Here is an 18,679-nt window from a genome sequence, read left to right as displayed (position 1 = left end):
TTATGCCGTGCGTCAGGACGAATGCCGGGGAAGCGCATAGCGTCACCCGGGTGGTGAAGCTCTCCGTCGTCGTGCCGTTCTTCAACGTGCAGACATACGCCCCCGACACCCTGCGAAGTCTTCGTGCGAACGCCCGCGAGGACTTCGAATTCATTCTCGTCGACGACTGTTCGACGGACGGCACCGGGCAGGTGCTGGAGCGCGCTGGGCGGGAGCTGCCGGGGGCGGTGCTCGTGCGCCACGAGAAGAACGGCGGCCTGGCCACGGCCCGCAACACCGGCCTGGACGCGGCGCGCGGGGAGTACGTCACGTTCCTCGACGGCGACGACTGGCTCGCGCCGGGCTACTACACCGAACTGCTCGCTTTCGCCGAGGAGTTGGGGGTGGACTTCGTCCGCACCGACCACGTCCAGTGCACGGGCCGGACCCGTACGGTCCACCGGGCTCCGGTCGGCCGGCGCGGCGTGGCGCTCACGCCGCGCGAGGCGATCCTGCCCGCCGACCGCTCGACCTCCGTCGACTACCCCTACGCCTGGGCGGGCGTCTACCACCGCCGCCTGCTGGACGAGGGCGTGCTGCACTTCCACGACGGCCTGCGCACCGCGGAGGACCGCCCCTGGATCTGGCGGCTGCACCGCGAGGCGCGGTCGTTCGCCGTCACCGGACTTCTGGGTGTTTTCTACCGGCGCGGCGTGGCGACGTCCCTCACGCAGATCGGCGACGTGCGGCAACTGGATTTCCTTCGCGCATTCGATCAGGTAATCGACGAAACCTCACGCGACCGGGATGCGGAAAAACTTCTCCCGAAAGCCGTCCGCACCTATTGCGCGATCATTGCGCACCACCTCGCTCATATCGAACGATTCGAACCGGATGTCGCCCGGACACTCCGTTCGAAAAGCGCGGCCGCTCTGCGGCGCATGCCCCGGCACCTGGTGGAGGACGCCCTGCGCGCCATGGACGAGGACCGCGCCGTGCGGCTGCGCAGGCTGCGCCGCAGGCCCGTGCGGGCGGAGGCGACCGCCTGATGCCGGCCCGCCAGCGCACCCAGATCCTCCTCGCCTCGACGCTCTACGGGGCCGCCACCCTCGCCGCCGCGCTGGACGCCGGGCTGCTGCCCGCCGCGGACCGCCGGCTGCTGGTGGTCGCCAACACCGCCGCCACGCCCGAGACCACCGCCGCGCTCGACGAGGCGCCCGGCTTCGCGTCGCTGGGCGCCCGCTTCGACGGGCTGCTGTCCTGGAACGACGCCATCCGCCCCTTCCACCCCACCGGCTGGTCGCCCCGCCCGGACGACGCGCCGCTGTGGGAGCGCCACCTGCGGCTGCTGTGGGACCTGGGCACGGACGAGGTGGCGATCGTCCTGGAGTCCCTCCAGGTCAACCCGGCCCTCGCGCTCGCCCAGATCTTCACCGACGCCCCGCTGGACGTCTACGCCGACGGGCTGATGAGCTACGGGCCCACGCGCAGCAAGCTCGACCCGCTGGTCGGCACCCGGGTGCGGAGCCTGCTCCACCTCGACCTGGTGCCGGGGCTCAGACCGTTGCTGCTCTCCGAGTTCGGGGTGGAGCCGCGGGTCGTGCCCGGCGAGGTCGTCACCAAGGTGCTGGGCGAGCTGGCCGACGCGGCCGCAGCGAGCCTGCCCCCGGCCCCCGAGGGGGCCGCCCTGCTGCTCGGCCAGTACCTGTCGGCGCTGGACATCCTCACGCCCGAGGAGGAGGAGCGCCTCCATGTGCGGATGCTGCGCGGCGCGGTCGCCCGCGGCCACCGCCGGGTGGTCTTCAAGCCGCACCCCTCGTCCCCGGCCCGCTGGTCCGGGATGCTGGAGGAGGAGGCGGAGCGGCTCGGCGCGGACCTGACGGTGCTGGACGCGCCCGTGCTCGCCGAGGTGCTCTACCAGCGGCTGCGGCCCGCGCTCGTCGTCGCCTGCTTCTCCACGGCCCTGCTCACCGCGCGCACCCTCTACGGGCTGCCCGTCGCCCGGGCCGGCACGGACCTGCTGCTGGAGCGGCTGGCGCCGTACCAGAACAGCAACCGCGTGCCGGTGACGATCGTGGACGCGCTGCTGCCCGACCTGGAGCGGTCGGGCCCGGCCGCCGGGGCCGGCGAGGAGGACCTCGACGGCCTGCTGGCGGCGGTCGGCTACGCGATGCAGCCCCAGGTCCTGCCCGGGCTGCGCCCGGCCGCCGAACGCTATCTGTCGGCGCGCCTGAACGCCCGTACCCGGCGCTACTTCAAGCGCCGCCGCCTGACCGCGCTGGCCCTGCCGGGCGCGATCCCCTCCCAGCTCGCCTTCCTCCCCCGCAGTCCGGCCGTGCGGCGCGTGGTGCGCCGGGCGCGGGCGGTGCGGCGGCGGTTGCTGAAGAGAACGGTGACGACATGACGTCCGCAGCGAGGCCGGGGCCGAAGCCGGTGGCCCGATGACCACGACGGCCGCCACCCCGGCCCTCCCCCGGGCCCGCACCGCCCCGCCGGAGGAGCCCCGCGCGCACGGCCGGCTGCGGGCGCTCGACGGGCTGCGGCTCGTCGCCGCGCTGATGGTGGCGCTCTACCACTACGGCGGGCGGGACGGCGACGTCAGCCGGGCGTGGGGGGCGTCGCCCCGCCATGAGTTCCCGCACCTGTCACCGGCCTTCGCCTACGGCTGTCTCGGTGTGCAGATCTTCTTCGTCATCAGCGGTTTCGTGATCTGCATGAGCGGCTGGGGCCGCCCCCTGCGCTCCTTCGTCGCCTCGCGCGCGGCCCGCCTCTACCCCGCCTACTGGGTCGCGATCGCGCTGGTCACCGTGGCCTTCGCGCTGCCGTGGGTGACGTACAAGACCGTGTCCGCGAGCGACACTCTCGTCAACCTCACCATGCTCCAGCAGCCCGTCGGTGCCGAGCGGGTGCTGGGCGTGTGCTGGACGCTGTGGGCGGAGCTGCGCTTCTACGCCCTGTTCGCGCTGTTCGTGGTGCTGCCGGGGGCGAGCCGGCAGCGCGTGATGCTGTTCTGTGCGGTGTGGACGCTGATGACGGTCGTCACCACGGCCTCCCATGTGGAGTTCCTGCGTGTGGTGTTCATGCCGGAGTACTCCGCGTACTTCATCGGCGGCGTCGGCCTGTACCTCGTGCACCGTTTCGGGCACGACGCCCTCGCGTGGGGCATCGTCGCGGTCAGCTTCCTGCTGGGCCAGCACTACGCGGTGGCGGGGCTGTGGCACCCGCCCAACCCGCACTACTTCTCATACCGTTCGCCCTACGTCATCATCGCCGTCCTCGCCCTCGGGTACGCGGCCGTCGCGGCGGTGGCACTCGGGAGGACCACGTGGGCGAACTGGCGCTGGCTGCCCTTCGCCGGGGCGCTGACCTACCCCTTCTACCTGGTGCACGAGCACCTGGGCTGGGTCGTGATCGGGGGCCTGCACCGGGGGCTGGGCCTGCCGTCCGCCGTCACCTTCGCGCTGACGCTGGCGCTGATGCTGCTGCTGGCGTGGGCCCTCCACCGCTGCGTGGAACGGCGGTTCACGCCCGCGCTGCGGCGGGCCCTGGAGGGCGGCCGGGGCCGTCCGGACGGCCCGCGACCGTAGCCGGGCGGGGCGGCCCGGCGGTCGCGGTCCGGGTCGCGGACGGCTTCGCTACGGCCGCAGCAAGGTCGCCTCGATGCCCGCGACGACGGCGCGCAGGCCCTCGTCGAAGCCCTTCTCCATGTCCCCGAAGAACGTGTGCCCGGCCTGGTCCACCAGGGGGTAGTCCTCCAGACGCCGCGCCCGGCCGTCGAGCGCGTAGGCGGGGTCGCGCTCCCCGGTGGCGGGGTCGGGGAAGACGGACTGCTCCTCCATCACGTACCCCATCGTGTACGTGTTGACCGTGAACCAGGCCCGGGCGGCCGCGTCCGGCGTGAAGCCCGCGTCCACGAGCACGCGCATCATCTGCTCCACCGGGGCGGCGTAGCTGTCGATGTCCGTGAAGCGCGTGCCCCCGAAGACCTTGGCGCCGTCGCGGTAGCCGAGCAGGAAGCCCCGCAGCCCCCTGGCGTTGACCGCCAGGTACTCCTGCCAGGTGTCGCGGGGTGCCGCGGCGATGGATCCGGCCATCCGCCGGAACATCTCCGTGGCCACCGCGTCGAGCAGTTCCTGCTTGTTCTTGAAATGCCAGTACAGGGCCGGGGCCTGGACGTTGAGTTCCTTGGCGATCCTGCGCACCGTCAGGCCTTCGAGGCCCACCTCGTTGAGCAGGCGCAGTGCGGTTCCGGCCACCAGGGCGCGGTCGATGCGAGAAGACACCTTGACACCTTAACAACGTTCAGTTCACTCTGGGAGGGCCAGCGCTTAACAACGTTAAACGGCTCTGAGGGTCTCTCAGAGGGGGGTTCCCATGCACACCGCACACGCCGAAGTCCTCATCGTCGGCTCCGGTCCCACCGGCCTCGTCCTCGCCATCGATCTCGCCCGCCGCGGCATACCCCACCGCCTCGTCGAGCGCTCCGAGCGCGGCTTCCCCGGCTCCCGAGGCACGGGCATCCAGCCCCGCACCCTGGAGGTCTTCGACGACCTGGGCCTCCTGCCCGCCTTCATGGCGGAGAGCCGCCTGATCCCCAAGGCCCAGGCATGGGAGGGCCCCGAGCGCGTCCGCGTCTGGGATTTCGTGGAGTCCGCCGACGCCTCCCCCGGCGTGCCCTACCCCGACCCGCGGATGCTGCCCCAGTGGCGGACGGTCGAGCTGCTCGTCGAGCGCCTTGAGGAGCTGGGCGGCCACGTCGACTTCCGCACCGAGCTGACGGACTTCGCCCAGGACCCGGACGGCGTCACCGCCACGCTGCGCCACGCCGACGGCACGGTGGAGACCGTACGGGCGGGCTGGCTCGTCGCGGCGGACGGCGGGCGCAGCACCGTCCGCAAGGCGCTGGGCGTGCCCTTCACCGGCGAAGAACTCACGGCCCAGCCCGTGTTGATCGCCGACGTCCTGCTGGCGGGGGACGACCGCGCCGAGATCGACTCCGACCACTGGCACATGTGGCCCAGGGCCGAGGGCGGCCTGTTCACCCTGCGCTCGCTGGAGGGCTCGGACGCCCTGCAGCTCATGGCCGCGTTCGACGCCACCGTCGAACCGGACCGCCTGCGGGACGTCTCCGCCGAGGACCTGACCCGCCTGGTCGCCACCCGCACGGGAATGCGGCTGACGGTGACGGAGGTGCGCTGGGTGTCGGACTTCCGGGCGCGCACGGCGATGGCCGAGCGGTTCCGCCACGGGCGGGTGATCCTGGCCGGGGACGCCGCGCACGTCCACCCGCCGAACGGCGGACAGGGCCTCAACACCAGCCTCCAGGACGGGTACAACCTCGGCTGGAAGCTGGCCGCCGTCCTGCGGCGGGGGGCGCCCGACGCGCTGCTGGACTCGTACGACGCCGAGCGGACCCGTGTCGCCGCCGGCGTGCTGGGGCTGGCCGCCAGCGTCCACCGGGCCGACCGCGCGGGCGGCCGCGACGGTCTCCAGCGGCGCGGCAAGGAGACCCACCAGCTGACCCTCGGCTACCGCGACAGCGCCCTCAGCCGCGACCTGCGCCACGACGTGCCGGAGGACGCCCTGCGCGCCGGGGACCGCGCCCCGGACGCGACGTGCATGGACGCCTCGGGGTCCCCGGTCCGGTTCTTCGACGTCTTCCGGGGGCCGCACTTCACGCTGCTCGCGCTGACGGACGAGGAGTTCACGGCACCCGCAGAGGACTGGATCCGCACCTGCCGGGTGGGCGGCGGCGCGTCCGCGGACCTCCGCGACGCCCACGGCCACGCCAAGTCCGGCTACGGCTCCGGGTTCTTCCTGGTCCGGCCGGACGGGTACGTGGCGCTGGCGACGGACGACGTGGCGGACGTGGCGGAGTACGTGAAGCTGGTGGCGGCCTGACGTCCCGCCCCCGCTGCCCCGGCGGGCCGGCGCGCCCGGCCCGCCCCTACAGCACCACCGACAGCGCCATCACGAACCCCAGCCCCACCACCGAGATGACGGTCTCCATCAGCGACCACGTCTTGATCGTCTGGCCGACGCCCATCCCGAAGTACTCCTTCACCATCCAGAAGCCGGCGTCGTTCACGTGGCTGAAGAACAGGGACCCCGCGCCCACCGCGAGCACCAGCAGGGCCGAGTGGGTCGTGCTCATGTCCGCCGCCAGCGGGGCCACCAGCCCGGCGGCGGAGATCGTCGCCACCGTCGCGGACCCGGTGGCGAGGCGGATGCCGACCGCGATCAGCCAGGCCAGCAGCAGGGCGGAGACCGACCAGTCCTTGGAGACGTCCAGGATCATCCGGCCGACGCCCACGTCGATGAGCGTCTGCTTGAAGCCGCCGCCGGCCCCCACGATCAGCAGGATCCCGGCGATCGGGACCAGTGACTTCTCCACCGTGCCCGCCAGGCGGTCCCGGCGGAAGCCGGCCGCGCGGCCCAGCGTGACCATGCCGACCAGTACGGCGGTCAGCAGGGCGACGAGCGGCGAGCCGATCACGTCGGCGACGCGCTGGACGTGGTCGCGGGGGTCGTCGACGACGACGTCGGTCAGCGCCTTGACGAGCATCAGCGCCACCGGCAGCAGCACGGTCGCCACGGTCACGGCGAAGCCCGGCCGCCGCTCCAGCTCCTCCGAGGGCCGCTGCGGGATCAGCTTCTCCGGCGGCGCGACGTCCACCCACCGCGCCGCGAAGCGCGAGAACAGCGGGCCCGCAATGACCGCCGTCGGCACGGCGACGAGCACGCCCAGCGCGAGGGTCACCCCGAGGTCGGCGCCGATGGCGTCGATCGCGGCCAGCGGCCCGGGGTGCGGGGGCACCAGACCGTGCATCACGGACAGGCCCGCCAGGGCGGGGATGCCGATCCGCATCAGCGACTGGTTGCCGCGCTTGGCGACCAGCAGCACCACCGGGATCAGCAGCACGATCCCCACCTCGAAGAACAGCGGCAGCCCGATGACGCCCGCGATGAGCACCATCGCCCACGGCATCGACCGCTCGCCCGCCTTGGCCAGGATCGTGTCGACGATCTGGTCGGCGCCCCCGGAGTCGGCGAGCAGTTTGCCGAGTATCGCGCCCAGGGCGATGAGGACGCCGACGCCCGCCACCGTGGAGCCGAGCCCGGTGGTGAAGCTGGTGATGACCTTGTCGAGCGGCGCACCCGCCACCGCCCCGAGCACCAGCGAGCCGATGGTCAGGGAGAGGAAAGCGTGCAGCTTGAGGCGGGTGATGAGGAGGACGATGACGGCGATGCCGACGAGGACGGCGGCGCCCAACTGGGCGTGACCCGCCGAAGTGATCGGTGCGGTGGGGGCCGCGGCCAGCATCTCGACGCTGAGAGCGCTCACGGGGCTTCCTTGAGGGGAGGAGGAGGGGGGAGGGCGACGCGCGCTACGGCCACTTGATCGGCTCGGCCACCGAGGCCGGCGGGGCCGGGGGGCCGCCGGGGCTGGTTTGATCCGCAGGGGCCGTACGCGCGGCTACATCCGTCGCAGCGCGGCGACGGCCTGTTCGGCGATCACCTCGGGGCCGGGCGCGACGTCCACGACGACGCCGGTCTCGTCGGGCCCGAGCGGTTCGAGGGTCGCGAACTGCGAGTCCAGCAGCCGGGAGGTCATGAAGTGCCCCGTGCGGGCGGCCATGCGCCCGGCGATCAGCTCACGCTCACCGGTGAGGTGCAGGAAGACGACGGCGCCGGCCGGCGCGGCGGCACGCAGCCGGTCACGGTAGGCGCGCTTGAGGGCCGAGCAGCTGACCACACCGCCCCGCCCCGCCCGGCCGGCCGCCCAGGCGCCGATGGCGTCCAGCCAGGGCGCCCGGTCGGCGTCGTCCAGCGGCGTGCCCGCGGACATCTTGGCGACGTTGGCCGCCGGGTGGAAGTCGTCGCCCTCCGCGTACGGAAGGCCGAGCGCCTCCGCCACCAGCGGGCCGATCGTGGTCTTGCCCGTGCCGGCTACGCCCATCACCACGATGACGTGGGGGGTGGTCATCCGAACCTCGCTGTCTTCGTCGACATCGGTGTGCGGCCTCACTGAAGCCGATACGTACGACGTATTCAAGGGCCCGTAACTAAAACGTCATACTTAATGCCCTCCGCCGGCCCCCGTAGGCTGACCTCATGGACAACCAGGCTCAGGGGGGACAGGAGGGACAGGGCCTGCACGCGCGCGTGCTCGACTCCCTCGGGCCCGCGATCACATCAGGCGACTACCCACCGGGCAGCATCCTGCGCACCGACGAGCTCGAAGAGCGCTTCGACGTCTCGCGCACCGTCATCCGCGAGGCGATACGCGTCCTGGAGTCCATGCACCTGGTCGCCTCCCGGCGCCGCGTCGGCGTGACCGTCCTGCCGGCCGAGGAGTGGAACGTCTACGACCCGCGCGTCATCCGCTGGCGCCTGGCCGGCCCCGACCGCCCCCGCCAGCTGCGCTCACTGACCGTCCTGCGCTCCGCCGTGGAACCGGTCGCCGCCGGCCTGGCCGCCCGCCACGCCACGGCCGAGCAGTGCGCCCAGCTGACCGAGCACGCCCTCGGCATGGTCGCCACCTCGCGGGGCCAGCAGCTGGAGCGCTATCTGGTGCACGACATCGCCTTCCACCGGGTGATCCTGCGCGCGTCGGGCAACGAGATGTTCGCGCGCCTGGGCGACGTCGTCGCGGAGGTCCTCACGGGGCGCACCCACCACCAGGTGATGTTCACCGACCCCGACCCGGCCGCGGTGACGCTGCACGTACGGGTGGCGGAGGCGGTGCGGGAGCGGGACGCCGAGCGGGCCGAGGCGCTGACGCGGGAGATCGCGACGGGCGCGATGGCCGAACTGGACGTGCTGGCACCGTAGTCGGGGCCCGCCTCCCCCCTCAGGCCGCGGCCTCCTCGCCCTCCGCGGCCTGCTCGGGCCACCGCTCGTACCACCGCTCAACGGCTTCGAGCTGGGCCGCCAGCGAGATCAGCAGCGGCTCGCCACCCGCCGGCCCCAGCAGTTGCGCGCCCATCGGCAGCCCGCCGGCCGTGAAGCCGGACGGCACGCTCACGGCCGGCCAGCCCAGGACGTTCCAGGGCCAGGCGTACGGACAGGCGGCGATCATCCGGGCGTTGGTCTCGCGGCTGCCCAAGCCGGCCAGCTCGTCGGCCCGCAGCGGCGGCACGGCGTTGGTGGGCGTGAGGATCACGTCGTAGCGGCCGAACATCTCCCCGACGCGCCGCCGCAGCGGCGCCTCCGCCGCCCGCGCCACGCGCAGCACTCCCCCGCCGAACAGCAGCCCGCCCTGCGCGTTGGCGTGCGTACGGGCGTCGAGCAGCGTCCGGTCGGGCGCGCGCCGGGCCCAGTCCCGCACCCCGGACATCGAGCGCGGCACGAAGGTGAGCCCGACGGGCCCGTACGGCGGGTCCTCCTCCACGACCTCGTGCCCGAGCGACTCCAGCAGCTCGGCCGTCCGCACCGTCGCGTCCCGCACCACCGGGTCGAGCCGGTGCCGGACCGCGGCGAAGGCGGGCCGGAAGGACAGGGCGACGCGCAGGCGACGCCCGGGCTCGCGCCCGGCGGCGGCGAGCAGGTCGACGGACGCCGGCCGGTGCAGGTCCCGCTCGTGGGGGCCGCTCGCCGCGTGCAGCAGCAGCGCGGCGTCGGCGACCGTACGGGCCAGCGGCCCGTAGCAGGTCAGTCCGCGGAAGGCCTCCGGCTCGGGCCAGGTGGAGATCCGGCCGCGCTGGGGCTTGATGCCCACGAGGTGGGTCCAGGCGGCGGGGATGCGGACCGACCCGGCGCCGTCCGACCCCAGCGCGGCGGGCACGAGCCCGGCGGCGACGGCCGCCGCGGCGCCGCCCGACGAACCGCCGGGGGTGTGCGCGAGGCTCCAGGGATTGCGGGTCACGCCGAACGCGGGGCCGTTGGTGACGGGCCACTGGCCCAGTTCGGGCGTGTTGGTCTTGCCGACGATCACCGCGCCGGCGGCCCGAAACCGCCGTACGGCCTCGCTGTCCGCCGGCTTCGGCGGAAACGCGCCCGCGCACCCGAAGGCGGTGGGCTCGCCCGCCACGTCCATGTCGTCCTTGACGGCGACGGGCACGCCGAGCAGGGGCCCGCTCTCCCCCGCCGCGAGCCGCCGGTCGGCCTCCTCGGCCTCCTGGAGGGCGGCTTCGGCCCGCACAACGCGGAAGGCGTTGAGCGTGGGCTGGGTGGCGGCGATGCGGCGCAGCGTCTCCTCGGTCAGCGCGCGGGAGGAGACCGTGCCTTCGGCGAGGGCGCGGACCTGCGCGGTGAGGCCGCCGCCCCCGGTGACCACCGCTCCGAGCGCACCGGTCGTCCCGGCCCTACCGGTGGTTCCGGCTGTTCCGGTCGTTTCCGTCATCTCGATCCCCCGATCCCCCGATCCATCGATCTGACCGAACACACGTTAATGGCACGCGCGTTGCAAACACACCCCGATCTGGTGCGATTTATCGCCATGTCGTTCGCTACGCTGCCGATGCGGCGGGGGCTGGGGAGACAAAGGGCAGTGGCAGTGACTGATCTGGCGTCAATAACGCGCTTAGCGGGGGAAGTGGCCGCGATCCACGAGGGGCGGGGGCGGCCGGAGGCGGCGATCGGGGAGTTCCGGCGGACGGCGGTGCTGGTGCCGCTGGACGAGCGGGGCGGGCTGTGGACGACGGCGCACGGGGGCGTGTGGTGGATCCACGCGTTCTCCGACGAGTCCGCCCTGGCGCGGTTCGCCCTGGCGCGCGGGCACGCCGGGAGCGGCTCCGGCTGGCCGTTCGTGTCGGTCCTCGGCGCGCGGCTGCTGGACGTCGTGGTGCCGGCGGTCGCCGGGCCGACGGGGGTGGCGCTGGACGTGGGCGGTGAGACGCCGTTCTTCCTGCCCCCGGTGGCGGGGATCGTGCCGGAGGGTACGGCGGTGGACGCCGGCGGTGTGACCGCCGAGGACGGCGCAGGTGGCGAAGGCGGCACGGGGGAGGCGCGGCGATGAGCGGTCAGGACGAGCTGGACGCGAGTTCCGAGGCGTTGGGGCAGATCACCAAGGGGATCGACGACGCCATCGGCGAGCTCAAAGAGCTGGGCATGGGCATGACCGGGGCCGCGAACACCGGACGCGGCTTCGACGACCTGGCGCTGTCGGGCCTGGAGACCGGGCACGACGGCCTGACGAGCGCGTTCAAGACCTTCTGCGAGCGCTGGGAGTGGGGGGTGCGCTCGCTGGTCCACGACGGGAACGAGTTCGCGCGCCGCGTGGGGCTGTCGGCCGGCATGTACCACGAGCAGGACAAGTACGTGAAGGGCACCTTCAAGGTCGTGGTCGCCGGCTTCGGCGCCGATCCGACGCTGGCGGACAAGGACGTCCAGGAGATGTCCGTGGACGAGATCGCGGACCACGGCAACTTCGCCCACGCCGACTACAGCGGCAAATCGTTCGAGGACGCGTTCCACCACGTCGTGGAGACCGACAAGGCGACGGCCAAGGACGCCGTCGAGAGCGGGAAGGTGGGCCCGGCCACCCTGCTGGCGGACCAGGCCGAGCGGGCGCGACGGGCCGGGGGCGCACGGTGAGGAATCCTTTCGGCGAGGTCACGCACGGTCTCAAGAACACCTTCAAGAAGGGCGTCGACAAGGTCGGCGAGGAGGGTGAGCACCTCTGGGACGAGGGCAAGAAGAAGGTCGGCGAGGGCGTCAACTGGGGTGCCCACGAGCTCGGCAAGGGCCTGGACACCGTCGGTCTGCACGAGGCGGCCAGGACCGTGGACGACTTCGGCGACGAGTTCGCCGACGACATGGGCGCCCACGTCGGCGAGAAGCAGCTGGGCCAGACCGAGCGTGCCGACGAGCTGGTCCACGGCTCCCCCGCGAAGATCCGGTCCTCGGCGTCGCACCTGAAGGACTTCTCCACCGCGTTCGACCGGGTGGGCCGCGGCATGACCGCCCTGGACGCGAGCCACTGGAAGGGCGAGGGGGCGGACGCCTTCCGCGAGAAGTTCGCCATGTACCCCACGCGGTGGGCCCGGGCGGCGCAGGCGTGCTCGGACGCCGCCAAGGCGCTGGAGGCGTACGCCGAGACGGTCACCTGGGCCCAGGGCAGGGCCAAGGAGGCCGTCGCCGCGTACAAGGCCGGCAAGGCGGCGCAGAAGAAGGCCTTCGCCGCGTACGAGGAGAAGGTCGACGCCTTCAACGCGGCCGCGAAGGCGTACAACGCGAAGCTGGACAAGGGCCAGGACCCCGGCACCCGGCCGACCCCGCCCGGCGAGTGCCCCAACGTCGGCGCCGACAAGATCCAGGAGGCCAAGGAGACCCTGGCGGCCGCCCGGAGACAGCGCGACGCGGCGGCCGAACACGCGGCGGGCGCCGTGAAGGCGGCGCTGAAGGACGCCCCGGAGAAGCCGGCGTTCTCCGACCGCATGGAGATGAACCTCGACGACCTCGGGACCGCCGGCGGGATCGAGGCGACCCACTTCGCGGGCGGCTTCGTCAAGGCGGGCATGGGCGCGGTCAAGACGATCCGCACGGTCAACCCCCTCGACCCGTACAACCTCGCCCACCCGGCCGCCTACCTGGACCACGTCAACAGCCTCGGCGCGGGGCTCGTGACGCTGGCCAACCACCCCGACCGCGTCCCGGCCGTGCTGCTGGGCGACGAGTGGGGCAAGGACAACGCGGAGGCGTCGGGCCGCCTGGGCTTCGACGTCGGAGCCACGCTGGCGAGCGGCGGCGCGAACGCCGGCGCCGCGGCGGGACGGCGCGCGTTCTCGGGCGCGGCCCGCAAGGGGGCGGAGGAGCTCGGGGAGGAGGGGGCGCGGCGGACCCAGAAGGCGAACCCGGCCGACGCCGGCCGCAAGGACAGGGACCGGTGCACCGGCGGAGACCCCGTGGACCTGGCCACGGGCCACATGTTCCTGTCCCAGACGGACGTGTCTCTGCCCGGGGCGCTCCCCCTGGTCTTCACCCGCAGGGTGCGGTCCGGCTACGGGGCGGGACGGTGGCTGGGACCGTCCTGGGCGAGCACGGTGGACCAGCGCCTGGAGATCGACGCCGAGGGCGTCCTCTTCGTCTGCGAGGACGGCAGACTGCTGTCCTACCCGCACCCGGCACCGGGCGTTCCCACGCTTCCGTCCCACGGGGACCGCTGGCCCCTGGAGTGCGCCGACGACGGCGGCTACGTCATCACGGACCCACAGCGGGGCCGTACGTGGCACTTCGCCTCCTACGACGCCGGGCTCGCCCTGCTGGAACAGGTCAGCGACCGCAACGGCCACCGGATCACCTTCGAGTACGACGCGGACGGCACGCCGAAGGCCCTCGCGCACAGCGCCGGCTACCGCGTCCGCGTCACCACGTCGGACGCGGGCCGCGTCACCGCCCTGCACCTCGTGGGCGGCGGTCCGGGCGGGGCGGACGCCGAACTGATCCGCTACGGCTACACGGACGGCGACCTCACCGAAGTCGTCAACTCCTCGGGCGATCCGCTGCGCTTCACCTACGACGAGCGGCGCCGGATCACCGGCTGGACGGACCGCAACGACCGCTCGTACCGCTACGCGTACGACGACGCCGACCGCTGCGTGTTCCAGACGGGCACCGAGGGCCACATGCGCTGCGCCTTCACGTACGGGGAGCCGGACCCGGACACGGGGCTGCGCGTCACGACGATGACCGACTCGCTGGGGAACACCAGCCGCTACACCGTCAACGCGCGCTCCCAAGTCGTCGCGGAGACCGACCCCACCGGCGCCACGGTGCTCTCGCGACGGGACCGCCACGACCGTCTGCTCTCCCGCACCGACGCGCTCGGCCGCGTCACCGCGCTGCGCTACGACGAGGACGGCCGCCCGGTGGCGGTCGTGCGCCCCGACGGCCGCGAGAGCACGGCGACGTACAACGCCCTGGGCCTGACCGAGACGGTCACCGGCCCGGACGGCGCGGTCTGGCGCCAGGCGTACGACGAGGCGGGCAACCTCACGTCGGTCACGGACCCGGCGGGCGTGACGACGCACTACGCGTACGACGAGGCGGGACATCCGGCCTCGGTCACCGACGCGCTCGGCGGGGTGACCCGTATCCGTTGCGACGCGGCCGGCCTCCCGGTCGAGATCACGGACCCGCTGGGCGGCGTGACCTGCTACCGGCGGGACGCCTTCGGCCGCGTCACGACGGTCGTCGACCCGCTCGGGTCGACGACGCGGCTGTGGTGGACCGTGGAAGGCCGGCTGGCCCGGCGCGTGGCGCCGGACGGGTCGGAGGAACGGTGGACATACGACGGTGAGGGCAACTGCGTCACGTACACCGACCCCCTCGGCGGGGTGACCCGGAACGAGTACACGCACTTCGACCTCCTCACGGCCCGCACGGGCCCGGACGGCGTGCGGTACGCGTTCTCCCACGACACCCGGCTCCAGCTCCGCCAGGTCACCAACCCGCAGGGCCTGACGTGGACGTACGACTACGACCCGGCCGGCCGGCTGCTCTCCGAGACGGACTTCGACGGGCGGACCCTGACGTACGCGCACGACGCGGCGGGACAGCTCAAGGCCCGGACGAACGGCCTGGGCCAGACGGTCGCGTACGAGCACGACGTGCTCGGCCGTGTGGTGGCCAAGGACGCCGCCGGCGCGGTCACGGCCTACGTCTACGACACGGCCGGCCGCCTGGTCGAGGCGACGGGCCCGGACGCGACGCTGGTCTACGGCCGCGACCGCACGGGCCGCGTCAAGTCGGAGACGACGAACGGCCGCACGCTCTGCTTCGCCTACGACGAACTGGGCCGCCGCACCCGCCGGGTCACGCCGGGCGGGGCGGTCAGCACGTGGACGTACGACGCGGCGGGCCGCCGCACGTCGCTGACGGCGTCGGGCCAGACCTTCGCGATGGAGCACGACGCGGCGGGCCGGGAGGTGGCGCGCCACTTCGGCCGGGGCCTGACGCTGACCCACGGCTGGGACGCGGCGGGCCGCGTGGTCTCCCAGACGCTGACGGGCGGCCCGGACGACTCCGCCTTCCAGCACCGGGCGTACACGTACCGCCGCGACGGCCACCTCACGGGCGTGGCGGACGTGCTGACGGGCACCCGGACGTTCGACCTGGACGCGGCGGGCCGGGTCACGGCGGTCCACGCCGAGGGCTGGACGGAGCGGTACGCCTACGACGAGGCGGGCAACCAGACGGAAGCCACGTGGCCGGCGGACCACCCGGGCCGGGAGGCGCAGGGCGTCCGCACGTACACGGGCACGCGAATATCCCGGGCGGGCGGCATCCGCTACGAGCACGACGCCCAGGGCCGCGTCGTGCTGCGCCAGAAGACCCGCCTGTCCCGGAAGCCCGACACGTGGCGCTACGAGTGGGACGCGGAGGACCGCCTGAGGTCGGTGGTCACCCCGGACGGGACGCGATGGCGCTACCTGTACGACCCGCTGGGCCGGCGGGTGGCGAAGCAGCGCCTGGACGGGGCGGGCGAGGTGGCGGAGGAGGTGACCTTCTGCTGGGACGGCCCGACCCTGGCGGAACAGACGACGACGTCGACCGCCCTGCCGCACCCGGTGACGCTGACGTGGGACCACGACGGCCTGCGCCCGGTGGCCCAGACGGAACGCATATCGGCGGCGGACGCACCGCAACACGAGATAGACCGCCGCTTCTTCGCGATCATCACGGACCTGGTCGGCACGCCGAACGAACTGATCGACGAAACGGGCACGACGGCGTGGCGCACGCGCACGACGCTGTGGGGCACGACGGCGTGGTCGAAGAACAGCACGACGTACACCCCCCTGCGCTTCCCGGGCCAGTACTTCGACCCGGAGACGGGCCTCCACTACAACTTCCACCGCCACTACGACCCGGAGACGGGACGCTACGCGTCGGCGGACCCCCTGGGCCTGGCACCGGCACCGAACCCGGTGACTTACGTACACAATCCGTGCACGTGGGCGGACCCGCTGGGGCTGATGTCGTGCCCGCCCAAGGACGTGGCGCTGGGGATTCGAAAATATGGACTACGCGAGTTTGCGGATGATAACGGATTCACTCACTACCTAGACGACTGGGAGACCTGGGAGGCAGAGGTCAGAGCCGCCGCCCACAATCCAGGCACCCGACTACATGTCGTTATGGATGGCTTCAGCGGAAGCACTCCAACCGAGCGCTTCCTGGGCGCCTACGAACGCGGAATGGAAGGAAACTGGCTCGCAACCGAGCGCGAGATGTACCACGTAGGCAAATCTGTACGACTTGGGGATCGCACATGGGATAGCATTACATTTTACGAAAATGGAAAGCCTGTACCAATACCTGAACCGCAACGCTGGCCCATGCCAAGGAGTTGACATGCAAGAGAAAATTTCCTGGGACCGCGAATTTGAGGTCTGGCAGTACTCGGTAAGCCACTCGATGCTGCTCCTCCGCAGCTTTCATCCGCAAAAGTACGCAACAAGGATTGACGTCGCCTTCCCCTCTGTGGCATTGATGCACTTGCAGCCCGTTTATGAATCGCTCTCTATTCGACTGGCAACAGATCTTGAACGAGATCAAATCTTGGGAAGCAATGCGCTCAATCTCACCCACGGACACCTCTTCCTACTGAACGATGGGGAAGGGTATGTACATGCTGCGAAATACCTGTGGCACGAGGACGCTGGAGATCATCATTCACCGTCAAGATTTGGACCCCTCCGCGGAACGGAGTAAAGGCCTCCCCTCGATGTGACCATGTCGCCCGCACCTGCCCGCTACCTGCTGCTCTTCGGCAGTCTGCGCAGCCGGTGCGGGGCCGTGCGCTCAAGTGCCGGAGCCGTCGATCGCCTCGGGGTCAGCATGCTGCACCCCAGCGGCGTCAGTTCGTATTGGACCGTGAGGGTCGGGCCCTCATCCCCGCTGCGGGCCACCAGCCCACCCGTCGCAAAGACCGCACAGCCCCCCGGCACCCTCGCACCCACACCGCAGCGGACACCACGTCACCGCGCTGGCGCGCCAGCCCTCCTTCGCCACCAACCCCGGGCAGCGGAACGCACCGTAAAGTTGCGGCACATGGGGATATGGAAGAAGACGGCGACCCGTCGCTCCACCCCGCCGGCGGCGCAATGGGACGGCACGAGCGGCGGCTGGGGCAACCAGCCGGTATTGGCGCCCCCGTGGCAGGCTCCCTCCGATGGCTCAACCCGCCGGAACCGGCCCGCGATCTGGGCCATGACCTGGTCGAACATCGCCCACCAACGGGCAGGGGTCTGGGCTGTGCCGTGCAGCCACCGCACGATCTTCAAGAGTCGACACAACCCCCAAATGATCACGAGAGGGCCGTGCCCGTTCCCTGCCGGGTCCGCGACAAGATCGCGAACCCGGACTGAGGTGTCAGGAGCGATCGAACAGAGTGACTACGCTCTGCGGTGCTTCCTGGCCGAAGAACATCTCCAGGTTCTGCGCCGAGCGGCTGGCCGCGTCGCCACTACGCGGGAACAGCCGCTCTTCGTAGGCGGTGAGCGCGACCTCGATGTCGGGTTGCTCAACCAGCTTGCTCGCCAGGTCCGCGCCGTCGTACATGGCGAGGTTCGCACCCTCGCCGGCGAAGGGTGACATCAGATGCGCGGCGTCGCCGACGAGCGTCACGCCGGGCACCCTGTCCCACTTGAGCCCGACGGGCAGGGCGTAGATGGGTCGGAGCCACGGTTCCACGTCGCTCTGTGTCACGAAGGCGGTGAGCAGCGGCGACCAGCCATCGAATTCGTCGGCAAGGTGACGGAGGCCAGCGGACGGGTCGCCGAAGTCGATCGACCTCATCCACTCCTCGGGCTTGTTCAGCGCCACGTATCCGCGCACGTGCCCGTCAGCGTAGCGATGCGCGATGATGCCTTTGCCCGGCGCGACCGCCATCAGCGTGCCGCTGCCGATCGCGGCCACGCTCGCCCGGCACTCCTGGCTGCCCGAGGCGAGGGCGATCTCGATGAAGCAGGTTCCGCTGAAGACGGGCTTGGCGGGGGTGAGCAGCGGACGCACCTTCGACCAGGCACCGTCCGCGCCGATGACGATGTCGGCGCGCGTGGCGGAACCTTCCGCGAAGGTGAGGACGTAGCCGCCCTCCACACGGTGCCGGACCGAGGCGAGCTTGTGACCCCACCTGATCGTTCCAGGCGCCAGCGAGTCGATGAGCAGGCGCCTGAGTTCGCCACGATCCACCTCAGGACGGGCCGAACCAGGGTCCGCAGGCATGTCGAACAGGATCGTTCCGTGGCGGTCCACCACGCGCTTGGCGTCCTCGCCCGGGCGGACCAGCGTGAGGAACTCGTCGTACAGACCGGCTGCGCGAACTGCGACCTGGCCGGTCTCTTCGTGAATGTCGAGCAGGCCGCCTTGCGTCCGGGTCGTCGCCGAAGCCTCACCCTCGTAGATCGTCGCGGAGACGCCGTGAGCCTGAAGCACCCGGGCGAGCGTCAGCCCGCCCAGTCCCGCTCCGACAATGGCGATGGTCTTCTGCATGCTGCGCTCCTCTGTTGCGCCGGCACGCGCCGGCGACGGTCAGCGCCGAAAGCGGACGGGGTGCCCGATCTCGGCAAGGAGACGCTCACCGATCAGAACCATCTGCATCGATGTATGTGCGATGTCCGGCGGGTGGACCGCGGAACATCGTTTTTCGCGACCGCGTGACTATAGCTCGGCATCCGCCTCGCAGTGACCGGTGACCGCTCACGCTGCGACGCACCGCGCCAGCCACGTTCGTCCTCGGCAACCGCCTCGA

The 18,679-nt window shown here is 72.0% G+C and carries 13 protein-coding genes; 8 read left to right on the top strand and 5 right to left on the bottom strand.

Annotation, left to right across the window (positions count from 1 at the left end; genetic code table 11):
* Nucleotides 1-50 precede the first annotated feature (50 nt).
* The 3 genes from CYQ11_RS18870 to CYQ11_RS18860 are packed head-to-tail and all read left to right on the top strand — an operon-like array spanning nt 51 to nt 3,566.
* Complete coding sequence (locus tag CYQ11_RS18870) at nt 51-1,028, top strand: glycosyltransferase family 2 protein (RefSeq protein WP_099201568.1); 978 nt, start codon at nt 51-53, stop codon at nt 1,026-1,028.
* Nucleotides 1,028-2,383 carry a polysialyltransferase family glycosyltransferase gene (locus CYQ11_RS18865; protein WP_099201569.1) on the top strand — a complete coding sequence of 452 codons (1,356 nt, stop codon included), beginning with the start codon at nt 1,028-1,030 and terminating at the stop codon, nt 2,381-2,383. Before CYQ11_RS18870 ends, CYQ11_RS18865 begins: the two co-directional genes overlap by 1 nt.
* A 37-nt stretch (nt 2,384-2,420) precedes the next feature.
* Nucleotides 2,421-3,566, top strand: coding sequence for an acyltransferase family protein (locus CYQ11_RS18860; protein ID WP_099201570.1), 1,146 nt, complete (start codon nt 2,421-2,423; stop codon nt 3,564-3,566).
* Nucleotides 3,567-3,614: 48 nt separating this feature from the next.
* Here the strand turns inward: CYQ11_RS18860 and CYQ11_RS18855 are convergent, their stop codons facing one another.
* Nucleotides 3,615-4,262 (bottom strand): TetR/AcrR family transcriptional regulator C-terminal domain-containing protein, encoded by a 648-nt coding sequence (locus CYQ11_RS18855; RefSeq protein WP_099201571.1) that lies wholly within the window; start codon nt 4,260-4,262, stop codon nt 3,615-3,617.
* 91 nt (nt 4,263-4,353) lie between these two features.
* On the opposite strand from CYQ11_RS18855, the gene CYQ11_RS18850 reads away from it, so the two are divergent.
* Nucleotides 4,354-5,880 carry an FAD-dependent monooxygenase gene (locus CYQ11_RS18850; protein WP_099201572.1) on the top strand — a complete coding sequence of 509 codons (1,527 nt, stop codon included), beginning with the start codon at nt 4,354-4,356 and terminating at the stop codon, nt 5,878-5,880.
* Nucleotides 5,881-5,926: 46 nt separating this feature from the next.
* Here CYQ11_RS18850 and CYQ11_RS18845 read toward each other — a convergent pair whose 3' ends face one another.
* Together CYQ11_RS18845 and CYQ11_RS18840 are read right to left on the bottom strand one after the other, a co-directional pair.
* Nucleotides 5,927-7,324, bottom strand: coding sequence for a GntT/GntP/DsdX family permease (locus tag CYQ11_RS18845; protein WP_099201573.1), 1,398 nt, complete (start codon nt 7,322-7,324; stop codon nt 5,927-5,929).
* Nucleotides 7,325-7,456: 132 nt separating this feature from the next.
* Nucleotides 7,457-7,966, bottom strand: a complete 510-nt coding sequence (locus CYQ11_RS18840) for a gluconokinase (RefSeq protein ID WP_099201574.1) — start codon at nt 7,964-7,966, stop codon at nt 7,457-7,459.
* Between the two features lie 128 nt (nt 7,967-8,094).
* Here CYQ11_RS18840 and CYQ11_RS18835 point away from each other — a divergent pair, with 128 nt between their 5' ends.
* Nucleotides 8,095-8,814 (top strand): FadR/GntR family transcriptional regulator, encoded by a 720-nt coding sequence (locus tag CYQ11_RS18835; RefSeq protein WP_099201575.1) that lies wholly within the window; start codon nt 8,095-8,097, stop codon nt 8,812-8,814.
* A gap of 19 nt (nt 8,815-8,833) precedes the next feature.
* On the opposite strand, the gene CYQ11_RS18830 is transcribed toward CYQ11_RS18835, so the two are convergent.
* The gene (locus CYQ11_RS18830) at nt 8,834-10,324 is read right to left on the bottom strand and encodes an amidase (protein WP_099201576.1); all 1,491 of its coding nucleotides are present in this window, start codon (nt 10,322-10,324) and stop codon (nt 8,834-8,836) included.
* A gap of 147 nt (nt 10,325-10,471) precedes the next feature.
* Between CYQ11_RS18830 and CYQ11_RS18825 the strand changes: the two genes are divergently transcribed.
* From CYQ11_RS18825 to CYQ11_RS18815, 3 genes are read left to right on the top strand one after another with little or no spacing between them, the layout of a single operon-like run.
* Nucleotides 10,472-10,939, top strand: coding sequence for an SseB family protein (locus CYQ11_RS18825; protein ID WP_341533604.1), 468 nt, complete (start codon nt 10,472-10,474; stop codon nt 10,937-10,939).
* A complete protein-coding gene (locus CYQ11_RS18820; RefSeq protein WP_099201577.1) occupies nt 10,936-11,517 on the top strand; it encodes a hypothetical protein in 582 nt (193 codons plus the stop codon). Before CYQ11_RS18825 ends, CYQ11_RS18820 begins: the two co-directional genes overlap by 4 nt.
* The gene (locus tag CYQ11_RS18815; protein ID WP_099201578.1) at nt 11,514-16,277 is read left to right on the top strand and encodes a putative T7SS-secreted protein; all 4,764 of its coding nucleotides are present in this window, start codon (nt 11,514-11,516) and stop codon (nt 16,275-16,277) included. Before CYQ11_RS18820 ends, CYQ11_RS18815 begins: the two co-directional genes overlap by 4 nt.
* Nucleotides 16,278-17,298: 1,021 nt before the next feature.
* On the opposite strand, the gene CYQ11_RS18810 is transcribed toward CYQ11_RS18815, so the two are convergent.
* Nucleotides 17,299-18,420 carry an FAD-dependent oxidoreductase gene (locus CYQ11_RS18810; RefSeq protein WP_099201579.1) on the bottom strand — a complete coding sequence of 374 codons (1,122 nt, stop codon included), beginning with the start codon at nt 18,418-18,420 and terminating at the stop codon, nt 17,299-17,301.
* Nucleotides 18,421-18,679: the final 259 nt, after the last annotated feature.

It is taken from the genome of Streptomyces cinnamoneus, from assembly GCF_002939475.1.
GTDB lineage: Bacteria > Actinomycetota > Actinomycetes > Streptomycetales > Streptomycetaceae > Streptomyces > Streptomyces cinnamoneus_A.
The sequence above is the reverse complement of the archived record's forward strand: the minus strand, read 5'-3'. Positions and strand labels throughout refer to the sequence as shown.